Raw genomic sequence first — 11,759 nt, 5'->3', positions numbered from 1 at the left:
GAGAACCTGTGCAAAATTAGTAGATACTTCAAGTATTATTTATGATTTTCTCTGCAGGCTTTTCTATCGACAAAAAAAGAGACCAAGCTGAGAGCTTGGTCTTTAAAAATGGTGGCTATGACGAGACTTGAACTTGTGACCCCCGCATTATGAGTGCGGTGCTCTAACCAACTGAGCTACATAGCCGTAAACTGTGTGCGCATTATCGTAATTTAAGCGTGTATCGTCAAGCATTTTAGAACACAAATGTTCAGACTTTATGCAAATACCCAATAAACTTTTAAAATATAAACAATAAAGCTTTTTTAGTAGGTAATTCACGTATTCATAATACTATCTATTGCTTATAGGATTCATCAAATGCATAAAATCAAAATACTTATTTCAGCAACCGGACTTTCATGTCTCAGTGCCTGCCAGATCATTTCCCCAATTTTTGTAGATTACAATGGCGTCAGACGTGATGTCGCACAGTGGATTAACCAGCAGCAACTGATGAGCATGCAGCAGAAACGCTCTTTGGCACAACTCAGCAGAGCACAGCAAAAAATCAAACGCTATCCGGAATATGAGCAAAATCAACGACTGGAAGTGACTCGAGAAAATCAGATCGCCTTACATTGTGCACGTTTGCATGTGACAGAACATAAAATCCGGCAGCTGCAACAGCAAATTTATGCAGATGAAACCCAAACCATTTTAAATCGCTATGAACAGCTGTCACCGCAAATAAAACTAGACCCCGCCTCTATTCAATGTGACTGACCGCAATTTTGGGCAAGCTTATTTTTTTACATATAAATGATTCACTTAGATTTCATCAACAATCAGATTAAAGCACTGTTAGCAGATGCTTTACTCTTCAATCTATTAGATCTTATACCTATGTATTTACTTGGTTTTATTTTTATAAAATACAGGCTATGATCAAAGTATAAACAATTATTCGTATTTCAGTTCAACGCGTCACAATTTTATAACTCTTACTTCCTCTCAGGAGAATTCTAATGCCTTTTGAACATATTTTAGTACCCATCGACGGTTCAGAAACATCTTATGCTGCAGTAGATAAAGCAGTAGAAATTGCCAAAGCATTCAACAGTAAAGTAACAGTCGTTCAGGTGCTGGCACTGGATCCTTATATCGCTGCAGAATATATCTCTGCGGCACAGACCAACGACCTGATTGAACGTGCCCGCACTTCAATCTTAAAAACCCTGGATGAAGCCAAAGCAAAATTCTCTGCGTCAGGTATTGAAGTGGATACACAGCTGCTTGAAGGTCAAGTGATTCACAGTGAGATTCTGGCAGCCGCAAAAGATTTAAATGCTGATCTGATTGTAATCGGTTCCCATGGCCGTACTGGCTTCAAAAAACTGTTCCTTGGTAGCGTAGCGCAAAGTATTCTTGGACAGGCGGACATTCCAGTCATGGTGATTCGCAAGTAAATAATTTTTAAAATTCCCATTTATACAAACCTCCACTTCTCAAAAAGTGGAGGTTTTATACTTCAACCTGACCATTCCACTGATAGCATTTTAAATCCACACGCTCACCTCTTAGAACAACTCCTTCCTGCATGAGTTTTTGCTGCTGGATATTTTGGCCATGTTGATCCAGTTGCTTCAGACTGATTTTCGCCTGAGCATTGATCACCCGATACCAGGGAATATCGCTATCAGGTTCTAAATGGCTTAATACTCGTCCGACCAAGCGTGCATGTTTAGGCAAACCTGCCAGTCTGGCAATCTGTCCATAAGTAGCGACTTTGGCATACGGAATCTGATTCACCACAGCCAAAATCATTTCTGCCATTTCCTGACTGGCTGAAGTTGTTTTGGTCACTGGCATGTTTTAATAACCCGTTTAAATGAAAATATACCTGTCTCCTTACAAAACTCTCTGAGAATGATCAAGCCTGCTTATACTGATTTAGGCTTGTTCGATTCTTTGCCTAAACAAAAAACCCCATAGTATTTTGATATCATTGATCTTATATTTAGAAGTTGTCCGGGTTTTCTAACCGTTTGACTTCCTGAACCTTATCTGGATGATGCACCGTAGCGACGCCATCTTCATCTTTTTGATCAATCATGATATCAGGCTGAAAGACGGTGATGGTTTCATTTCCTTTGGTATCTTCCCCGACAATATAGCGAAAGCCCTTACGGTTCAGCTTGTGGCACATGCGTTGATACCAGCCTTTGAAGCCCTCAGTTTCTTCATTGGGATTATAGTAAAAGGCATTCATCACCGCAGGTAAGCCCAAGCCACATACCACACCGGACAATAGCACCACAATAAAGGTATAGCCCACCAGAATACTGCTATAGGCTTCTAGTTGTGGAACATTGGCTACAGCTAAAATGAGTGCCAGGGAAATCCCGCCCCGTACCCCACCCCAAGACAGGATGGTTAAGCTACCGTTATAGCTTTTCTTGCTGACTTTTGGAAACATGGCAAAGGCCAGATAGTTGGCTGCAAACCGGGCCAAATGCAGAATGACAAAGGCCACCATTCCGCCCAGAACCAGGCTGGTACTCAAGTCCAGAATAAACAATTCCAGACCAATCAGTGTAAACAGGAATGAATTGATAATTCCTTCAACGGTATGCCAGAAATGATTAACATCACCGATTTCAGCATCAGCCAGGATTTCTTTCCATTTATTACCAACAATCAAGCCACCAATTACACAAGCAATTGGCGCTGAAGCATGGGCCAGTAATGCCACCAGATATGAACCGCAGGCCAGCAAGGCTGTGGTCAGAATAAGCGATTCCATTTCATGTTTGCCGCGCAAAATCCGCAAGATCCCAAAACCAAATCCCAGACCGATCAGCACTGCCACCACAATCTCATAAAGCAGGGTTTGCAACACCCCTAAGACTGTAAAGTTTTCACCTTGCAGAACATTGAGCAAGGTCATAAATAGGGCAATACACATCGCATCATTAAATAGTGATTCGCCTTCCAGCTTGACAATCAGATGATGCGGTGCGCGAACCGAACTCAATACCCCCTTAATACCGATCGGGTCTGTGGCACCCAAAGCCGCACCGAGCAACAGTAAAACCAGCAGGTCGACATGCTTACCAATCAGGAATTGATAACCATATAAGGCCACACCAAAGAATACCGCACAAAACACCAAAGCCAGGCCCGCCAGAATACTGATGGGCCGCCAGTGGTTACGCAAATCCGAGACCTTAAACTTCAGTGCAGATGAGGTCAGAATAAAACAGATTACGCCATTGATCAGAAAATCATAAAAATCCACATGACGAACAGCCTGCTCGATATTGTCAATATTGATGCTAAAGAATGGATTGCCATGCAGTAAACTGGCACCCCACTGCAAAATAAAAACAAAAATTGCCGAGACAATCGGAACACCGATCGCTTGTGGAAAGCCCAACACACGCTTATTAAACATGGTTGTGGCAATGGACAAGGCAAAGACGACTGTGAGTAGCTGAAGAAAAAAGAAATTTCCCATTCGGTTTCCTAAAATCGGGCGAGATGGAGCACTATGCGCAGAGCGGCGTTGTTAAAATAGAGGTTTGAATAGCAGCGTATTCTGACAAAACAAGTTTAATCCTCTTTTTATCGAATTGAGTTAAGTTTCTTTTCAGTATTTCCGAATGATGATTTAACATACAGATCAGCACTTGGCTTTTGCTTTCCTCACCTTTCTATTTTGAATTTTTCTCCCATGCATCAAACTGTCAAAACCATTTTCCGCCTCTGTTTTGCAAGTGTGATTTTTCTGGTCACCTTGTCCTTATGTTTTACCAGCTTCGCTAAAATTCAGGAAATTCTGCAAGCTGAACAGCATTATCAGCAGGCAACCAGCATTCCCCTGAAAAGTACCGCTAGCGAACAGTATGTTCTGGTATCTAATAACCAGCGACCGGACAATGCTATTTTCATTCTGATAGCAGGAAATGGGTATGTGGCTAAAATCAACTGCGAGCATTACAGCACTTTATGCAGCGATGATTATAATCAATCACATACCCGCCAAATTCAGAGCATTGACCTCATTAAAGCAGGAAACCTGTTTTATATTGAAAAAATCCAGTTTAGAGACAGCGGGAGCGGCAAAGAAACTACTCTTAAATATTCCAAACAGGATATTCAGCAGTTTTATCAGAATGACATCAGCAACCTGAAATATACGGTCTTTGCAATTACCCTGTTTGCTTTGGCTGCGTTATTTGTCAGTATCAAAATATTAAGAAATTTCCGACGTTTTCTATACAAATAAAAAAGGAGCCTAAAGCTCCTTTTTTATAAGCAAATGAGCTAAATATTTTGATTAAAGGTATCGCAATTCGCAATCTGACCGGATTGCAAGCCTGTATTAAACCAATGTACTCGCTGTGCGCTGCTGCCATGAGTAAAGCTGTCCGGTACCACCTGTCCGCGAGCACGTTTCTGTAAATAGTCATCACCAATTTTATGTGCAGCATCCATGGCTTCCTGCACATCACCCTGTTCCAGAAACTGGGTCCGCTGATGATTATGGTAGGCCCAGACGCCGGCCAGACAGTCTGCCTGTAATTCCTGACGTACTGAAAGCTGGTTACTCTGTACTTCACTTGCCTGCTGGCGTGCCTGTTGTACCTGGGAAGAAATACCTAAAATCGTCTGGATATGATGGCCCACTTCATGGGCCACAACATAGGCCAAGGCAAAGTCTCCAGCCTGATCATTGCGCGAGAGTTCGGTGGCATTCTGTTCTCCGCTAATGCCCATCTGGGTACGCATATCTTTAAAGAATGCAGTATCAATATAGACTTTCTGGTCTGCCGGACAATAGAAAGGTCCCATCGCCGCCTGAGCCGTACCACAACCCGAATTCACGATGCCATTAAACAGCACCAGTTTCGGAGGAACATACTGCTGGTTTAACTGCTGCTGGAACACCTGATTCCAGGTATCTTCAGTATCCGCCAATACGGTTCCGACAAACTCAATCGATTCCTGCTGTTCCGGGGTGGGATTTTCCAAGCCACGGGTTTCTGTTGCACCCGAGATACCCTGAGTTACCTGTTTGGTAGTTTGATAGGTTTGTTGTGGATCAACGCCAAAAAACTTCCAGGCCACAAAGGCGACAATTAACCCGATAATACTGATTCCGCCAGCTTTGGCACCGCCACCGCGACGGTCTTCTACATTGCTACTGACACGACGACCTTTCCAACGCATAGCCTTTTCCTTCTTTTAATCTGCTCAATTTCCAGATATTTCTGCATCTTAAGCTTTTGATGATTTAGGCCAGATCTTTTGGATCATTGCGACTACAAGCAATACCACGAGGCCCGCAACAAAACCAATGACCAGATTAATTAAAGTGGGAGTAACCGCACCAATAATATTTCCAACATTTGGAATATGCTGTATATGATCAACAGAATCTTCAGTTAAATGATGAAACCACGGAATAGTATGGGCAATAATCCCGCCGCCCACCAAAAACATGGCAAGTGTTCCCACAATGGTCAGTGTTTTCATTAATTTTGGAGCGAAAGCCAGCAAGCCACGTCCAATGCTCTGCTTGAAACTCGATGCCTGCTCAGTAAGATACAGTCCCAGATCATCAATTTTGACAATCATGGCTACAAATCCATACACACCAACGGTCATTACAATAGCAATCAGTGAAAGTACCATGACTTTAGTACCAAAAGCTGCTGTTGCTACTGTGCCTAATGAAATCACCACAATTTCAGCCGACAGAATAAAATCGGTCCGGATTGCACCTTTAATTTTTTCTTTTTCAAATTGGGCTAAATCGGTTTCAATTGTATTGAATTCGATTTCAGCTGCTTCTTCAGTTTTAACTTTTTTATGCTTCAGGCTATGCAGTACTTTTTCCACACCTTCATAACACAGAAACAAGCCACCAATCATCAGCAGAGGATTGATAAGCCATGGAGCGACGACACTAATCAGTAAGGCTAGAGGAACAAGAATCAGCTTGTTAACAAAAGATCCTTTGGCGACTCCCCACACGACAGGCAGTTCACGCTCGGAGCGTACACCACTGACTTGCTGGGCATTCAATGCCAGATCATCACCGAGGACGCCTGCTGTTTTTTTTGCTGCCATTTTGCTCATGACAGCGACATCATCCAGAACAGTAGCAATATCATCTAATAATAGTAATAAACTGCTCGCCATACTTATTATCCTTATCGTATTTCAGCTTATTTTAATCAAAATTCTTAAAAATATTGTATTCACTTGTTTAATTTATAAGATTTTTTTACTACAGCTTTTTTTCTGGCTGACAATCAAAAACAGAATGCCGTACAATGTTGCCATTCGTTAAAATACAGCTGTAGTACTGACTACCCTTTGGAATAGATAATGAGTAATCAAGATAATCGTCCAGTGATCTTGACGGGCGACCGTCCTACCGGACAACTCCACCTCGGCCACTTTGTAGGTTCATTACGCTCTCGTGTAGGTCTGCAGGATTCCCATCATCAACACCTGTTACTTGCGGATGCTCAAGCCTTAACCGATAACGCGGACAATTTTGAAAAGGTACGCCGTAACATTATTGAAGTGGCAACGGATTATCTGGCTGTGGGTATTGACCCGACTAAAACCACAATTTGTGTTCAGTCTTGCCTTCCTGCACTGAATGAATTGACCATGCTTTACCTCAACTTCGTGACAGTTTCACGTCTTGAGCGTAACCCGACCATCAAGTCTGAAATCCAGATGCGTGGTTTCGAACGTGATATTCCAGCTGGCTTCTTGTGCTATCCAGTGGCTCAGGCTGCTGACATCACAGCCTTCAAGGCCACTGTGGTTCCTGTGGGTGAAGATCAGATTCCAATGATCGAACAGACCAACGAAATTGTACGTCGTTTAAACCGTCAAATTGGTCATGACCTGTTACCAGAATGTAAGGCACTTCTTTCCAATGTTGGGCGCCTACCTGGTTTCGATGGTAAAGCAAAAATGTCGAAATCTTTGGGTAATACCATTGTGCTGGATGCGACAGATAAAGATATCAAGAAAGCGGTAAACGCCATGTATACCGATCCGAATCATCTGCGCATTGAAGATCCGGGGCAGGTAGAAGGCAATGTAGTATTTACTTATCTAGATGCTTTTGATCCAAATAAAGAAGAGCTGGAAGAACTCAAAGCCCATTATCGTCGTGGCGGTTTAGGTGATGGTACGGTAAAAAAACGTCTGGAAGGCATTCTTAAAGAATTGATTGGTCCAATTCGTGAGCGTCGTATTGAACTGGCTAAAGATCCAGACTACATCATGGACATTCTGAAAACCGGAACTGATAAATGTCGCGATATTACCCAAGCAACACTGGATGAAGTTAAATCTGGTCTCGGCGTATTCCATTTTTAAATATAAAAAATTGCTTTTAAAAGCTCTTCTGATGAAGAGCTTTTTTATTTAAGCTGAAAATGCGCAGTAATAATGCAAATATCCCCACATAATCTCCATAGTTTTAACCTTATTTAACATGTATTAACATGAATACTGATGAGTCATATGAGAATGCATCCTATTATGATCATATTCAGTAAGGAATCAGATTTAACTCTCTCCACAGTTAATGAAGTAGTTTGAAAGACGTTCCTTTTTCTACGCAATGACAACCCCAATCATTGCGTTTTTTTTGTCTTGAATTTAGTAAACCTATAAAAATAAAAAAGCCTACTCAGTCGCAGGACTTTTCAGTATCTAAAATTAGTATTTAAACAGCCCTTTCTCTAAAGGAATTTCGATTCCAAGTGAGGCTCCCCCATCTTGGCCATTCACCTCGGAATTACTCACCCAGACATTGAATTTGAGTGGCATGTCGGGACGGATATAATGCGACCAGTTCAAATCCAATGCTTTAATCTCATCATTAAAAGCAAAAGCAGCATTATTAACAGCAGCACGTTCTGATTGATTCACCTCAGCCAAAAGTATACGACCTGATAAGCGGTTCATAAAATCAATACGAATATCCCCACCCACGGAAATCATCTGCGCATCTCCCCCCAGAGCATGTGCCAGAGGATAACCATGCTGATAAAAACCATCTGTATAATTCGTATGATTATAAGAAATCCCTTGAACCTTGCCATTAGTCCGCGTATCTGCCCATTCTGCATAAACTTGGTATGGCATATTTTTCAAACTAGCAGAATAGTCGATTCCAGCCAAATACATTTTTTTTGCAGGTAAGCCGCCAGCCTCGTCCTCTCCCACATATTGAGCATATAGACCTACCGGAATTTGGGTAAGAGAAAATAAATTTAACCGCACATCGAAGCCGGCAATCTGGTTAGACGGGTCAGGTTCACCTGTACCCCCATTATCTTTACTGCCTACAAAAGCATCCCATAGCGAACTTAAACTTTCAGGTCGACCCTCACCCCCCACTGAATCGCACGCGAGGCACCGAGCTCTAAATAAGGTAAAGGCTGTGCTGTAACACGCAAACCAATCAATTTGGCGTCTGGAACTGCGTTATAGTCATCGAGTTGACCTGCAAAAGCCTGATACTGCCACGCCCCAATCCAAGAAAACCATTTATTTTCAAATGCTGTTTGTTCTGCACGTTGAACTGTAAAGCCATAGACCGGACGACTAGCATCACCACGAATCAAGCTGCCATCATGGCCTGGGCCCCAGTAAGTTGGAATCTGACCACCAATCAGCCATTGATTCCAAAGTTTCCCTGCTAGATAAGAGCCTTCAAGATTTACATTCTGATCATTATCAATTTGTGGATCTTTTTCAGCATTCACCCTGATTTTGGCATCCCAATTCGCATTGCCAGCATTAAACTCTAAAGCTGCCTGATATTGTGCTTTTTGCTGATCCCCAAAAGCCTGTAGAATATTTTTTTTATCCGTTTCTGCAAACAAACCTAATTTTAGCTGTTGATTATCTGCCTTTAGTTTAGAGAGAACCGAATCGATCACACGCTGCTGTACAGTATTACTGATCTGCGCATTTGATAAGGCTCGTTGAATTTCATCCCCACTCAGCGGCCAAGTTGAGGTACTGATTTGAATAATCCCTTGCTGATTTAACCAATTCAGGTCAGTACGCAAATTTGCATCATTTAGAACCAAGCCCTGAGCAAAAGCAGGAAAAGTAAATGTACTCAGCAATATTTTTAATAATTTTTTTTAAATAACATAAACTAATTTTTCATTATTATTTTTATTCTACCCTAGTCATGTTCATATTAATTTTCAATAACTAAATTGTTTATTTTTTAATCATTTTTCAAAAATTTCTATAAAAAAATAACCCACACGATGGTGGGTTATTTTGTATTCAGCACTTAAGCATTTTTATGACGCATATGCGGGAACAGGATTACATCACGGATACTTGCTGCATTGGCAAAAATCATCACCAGACGGTCAATACCGATGCCCTCACCTGCTGTTGGAGGAAGACCGTATTCCAGTGCTTCGACAAAGTCTGCATCGTAATGCATGGCTTCATCATCACCAGCATCTTTTTCAGCAACCTGTGCCTGGAAACGTTCAGCCTGATCGATTGGATCATTTAACTCCGAGAAGCCATTTGCCAGTTCACGGCCACCGATGAAGAATTCAAAACGGTCAGTAATGTGCGGATTATGATCATTACGGCGCGCCAATGGAGAGGTTTCCGCTGGATATTCTGTAATGAACGTCGGCTGACGCAATTTGGTTTCTACGGTTTCTTCAAATACCATCGTTTGCAGTTTGCCCAGACCAAAACCTGGCTTCACCTGCTCTTTCAATTCTTCCTGAAGGAATTTTGCCAGGAACTCACGGTCACTGACATTTTCAGGAGTAAATTGGGGGTTATTTTCAAGAATCGCATCGAACATTGAAATTTTCTTGAATGGACCTTTGAAGCTATACACTTCATCACCATAAGGCACGTCAGTGGTGCCCAAGATATCAATCGCCAGACGCTCCAGCATTTGCTCGGTCAATTCCATCAAGTCTTTGTAATCTGCATAAGCCTGATAGAATTCAATCATGGTGAATTCAGGGTTATGACGGGTAGAAACACCTTCGTTACGGAAGTTACGGTTAATTTCAAACACACGTTCAAAACCACCAACTACCAAACGTTTTAAATAAAGCTCTGGCGCAATACGCAAGAACAATGGCATATCTAATGCATTATGATGTGTTTCGAAAGGACGTGCAGATGCACCGCCTGGAATCACATGCATCATTGGCGTTTCAACTTCCATATAGCGTTTTTCAGTCAGGAAGGCACGGATACCTGCCACAACTTTGGCACGAATTTCAAAAGTCTTACGCGTTTCTTCATTGACGATTAGATCAAGGTAGCGTTTACGATATTTCACTTCAGTATCGTTCAGGCCATGGAACTTGTCTGGAAGCGGACGCAATGATTTAGTCAATAATTCAAAATGCTCGATATGTACATACAGATCGCCTTTACCGGAACGACCGATATAACCTTCCACTGCGATGATATCGCCTAGGTCCAGACCTTTAATGGTAGCAAGTACATCTTCTGGGAGTTCTTTACGCGCAACATAAAGCTGGATACGACCTGTCATGTCCTGGATCACGATAAATGAACCACGGTTCAACATCACACGACCGGCAACTTTAACGTAGACCTTTTCGCCTGCTTCAATTTCTTCTTTAGATTTATCAGCGAACTGGTCTTGTAAATCCTGGGCATAATGCTCACGCTTAAAGGTATTCGGCCATGGGCTCTTACCTGTTTCTTGTGCCTGAGCTTCGATTTGCTTTAACTTGGCATGACGCTGTGCAATTAAATCGTTTTCGGAAATGATTTGTTCAGAAGTCGATTGAGCGTTAGTTTGCGTCATCTCTGCCTCGAATAAGATTAGTTAAAAAATAGAAGTTGCATAGAATAGCAGAAATCGTTCCCAAATCGTAGCGCAAACCCTTCCACGAACCGGCTTTTCTTTGGAAATATCTACTATCCCCTTCTTTTTGCAATTCAGTTGCGTCCATCTGCCACCCTGTTAAATTTCTTTTGCCCAATTTTTTGCAGCATTCGGCTGCTCTCAACTACGATTAAAGTCCAAAGCAAAGAGGTTTTACATAAAATTATTGGAATGTGAAACGGCGGCTTAGACCAATAGCTAACTGTCTTGTACAGCTAGACGTTCTACAATGATGTTCAGATTGAAGAAGGCATGCCCATCCACAAATAAGCAATATGGCATGTCTTATAAAAATGAGTAATAAACTATGTCTAAGATTTTGTTTTTACATGGCTTAGATTCCTCGAAAGAATCCACCAAGTTCCATGCCATCGATATAGCCCCTAAATACTGTATCGATGTCGATTACCGAAATCTGAGCTATAGTTCGGTTGCCGAGTTTTATCACGAGACGATTGAAACCATCAAACCGGATATTCTGGTCGGACACAGTCTGGGCGGCTATTGGGCATTGAAAATGTCCCATGCCCATCAGATTCCATGCGTCATTGCAAATCCCAGCCTGCAACCCAATTTTCGTGATGACTATCCTGCAATTTGCGACAGTGATTTGCAGCACGATATTCCGCAAATGGCTTATCTGGAATTAGGCGATGAAATTCTGGATATGCATGCTGTACAAGCTCAGCTGGAAGATTATATGCAGATTCATGCTATTGATGGCGGACATCATCGTCTGGAACACCCAGAACAGGTGAACGAGCTGATTCAGGAAATCGAATATCATTTTATCCGACAATAAAAAAGCCCCAAT

Annotated in this window: 10 protein-coding genes, 1 tRNA gene and 1 pseudogene; 5 read left to right on the top strand and 7 right to left on the bottom strand. The window is 42.0% G+C overall.

Translation table 11 applies throughout. The features are described 5' to 3' along the window. Positions 1 to 109: 109 nt before the first annotated feature. A tRNA-Met gene (locus VXQ11_RS00550) sits at positions 110 to 186 on the bottom strand. A gap of 174 nt (positions 187 to 360) precedes the next feature. On the opposite strand from VXQ11_RS00550, the gene VXQ11_RS00545 reads away from it, so the two are divergent. Both VXQ11_RS00545 and VXQ11_RS00540 read left to right on the top strand, forming a co-directional pair. Then, positions 361 to 765 carry a hypothetical protein gene (locus VXQ11_RS00545; protein ID WP_416679859.1) on the top strand — a complete coding sequence of 135 codons (405 nt, stop codon included), beginning with the start codon at positions 361 to 363 and terminating at the stop codon, positions 763 to 765. Positions 766 to 1,007: 242 nt separating this feature from the next. Continuing rightward, a complete protein-coding gene (locus tag VXQ11_RS00540) occupies positions 1,008 to 1,448 on the top strand; it encodes a universal stress protein (RefSeq protein WP_064101489.1) in 441 nt (146 codons plus the stop codon). A 55-nt stretch (positions 1,449 to 1,503) separates the two neighbouring features. On the opposite strand, the gene VXQ11_RS00535 is transcribed toward VXQ11_RS00540, so the two are convergent. Both VXQ11_RS00535 and VXQ11_RS00530 read right to left on the bottom strand, forming a co-directional pair. Then, the gene (locus VXQ11_RS00535; protein ID WP_416679858.1) at positions 1,504 to 1,851 is read right to left on the bottom strand and encodes an MGMT family protein; all 348 of its coding nucleotides are present in this window, start codon (positions 1,849 to 1,851) and stop codon (positions 1,504 to 1,506) included. A gap of 148 nt (positions 1,852 to 1,999) precedes the next feature. Then, positions 2,000 to 3,499 carry a cation:proton antiporter gene (locus tag VXQ11_RS00530; RefSeq protein WP_064101490.1) on the bottom strand — a complete coding sequence of 500 codons (1,500 nt, stop codon included), beginning with the start codon at positions 3,497 to 3,499 and terminating at the stop codon, positions 2,000 to 2,002. Positions 3,500 to 3,715: 216 nt separating this feature from the next. On the opposite strand from VXQ11_RS00530, the gene VXQ11_RS00525 reads away from it, so the two are divergent. Further along, positions 3,716 to 4,270, top strand: a complete 555-nt coding sequence (locus tag VXQ11_RS00525; RefSeq protein WP_416679857.1) for a hypothetical protein — start codon at positions 3,716 to 3,718, stop codon at positions 4,268 to 4,270. A gap of 38 nt (positions 4,271 to 4,308) precedes the next feature. Here the strand turns inward: VXQ11_RS00525 and VXQ11_RS00520 are convergent, their stop codons facing one another. Both VXQ11_RS00520 and VXQ11_RS00515 read right to left on the bottom strand, forming a co-directional pair. Next, positions 4,309 to 5,214 (bottom strand): neutral zinc metallopeptidase, encoded by a 906-nt coding sequence (locus tag VXQ11_RS00520; protein WP_064101492.1) that lies wholly within the window; start codon positions 5,212 to 5,214, stop codon positions 4,309 to 4,311. Positions 5,215 to 5,262: 48 nt separating this feature from the next. Beyond that, on the bottom strand, positions 5,263 to 6,189 hold the full coding sequence (locus VXQ11_RS00515) for a DUF808 domain-containing protein (RefSeq protein WP_064101493.1): 927 nt from the start codon (positions 6,187 to 6,189) through the stop codon (positions 5,263 to 5,265). A 189-nt stretch (positions 6,190 to 6,378) separates the two neighbouring features. On the opposite strand from VXQ11_RS00515, the gene trpS reads away from it, so the two are divergent. Beyond that, positions 6,379 to 7,392: a tryptophan--tRNA ligase gene (gene trpS, locus VXQ11_RS00510; protein WP_064095663.1), complete on the top strand. Its 1,014-nt coding sequence runs from the start codon at positions 6,379 to 6,381 to the stop codon at positions 7,390 to 7,392. Between the two features lie 345 nt (positions 7,393 to 7,737). On the opposite strand, the pseudogene VXQ11_RS00505 reads toward trpS, so the two are convergent. Both VXQ11_RS00505 and lysS read right to left on the bottom strand, forming a co-directional pair. Next, positions 7,738 to 9,161: pseudogene (locus tag VXQ11_RS00505) on the bottom strand (capsule assembly Wzi family protein). Positions 9,162 to 9,334: 173 nt separating this feature from the next. Then, on the bottom strand, positions 9,335 to 10,864 hold the full coding sequence (gene lysS / locus VXQ11_RS00500; RefSeq protein ID WP_144725202.1) for a lysine--tRNA ligase: 1,530 nt from the start codon (positions 10,862 to 10,864) through the stop codon (positions 9,335 to 9,337). A gap of 388 nt (positions 10,865 to 11,252) precedes the next feature. On the opposite strand from lysS, the gene VXQ11_RS00495 reads away from it, so the two are divergent. Then, positions 11,253 to 11,747, top strand: a complete 495-nt coding sequence (locus VXQ11_RS00495; protein ID WP_064095665.1) for a YqiA/YcfP family alpha/beta fold hydrolase — start codon at positions 11,253 to 11,255, stop codon at positions 11,745 to 11,747. Positions 11,748 to 11,759: the final 12 nt, after the last annotated feature.

It is taken from the genome of Acinetobacter sp. 197 (assembly GCF_048148385.1).
In the GTDB taxonomy this organism is placed as follows: Bacteria; Pseudomonadota; Gammaproteobacteria; order Pseudomonadales; family Moraxellaceae; genus Acinetobacter; species Acinetobacter pecorum.
The sequence above is the reverse complement of the archived record's forward strand: the minus strand, read 5'-3'. Positions and strand labels throughout refer to the sequence as shown.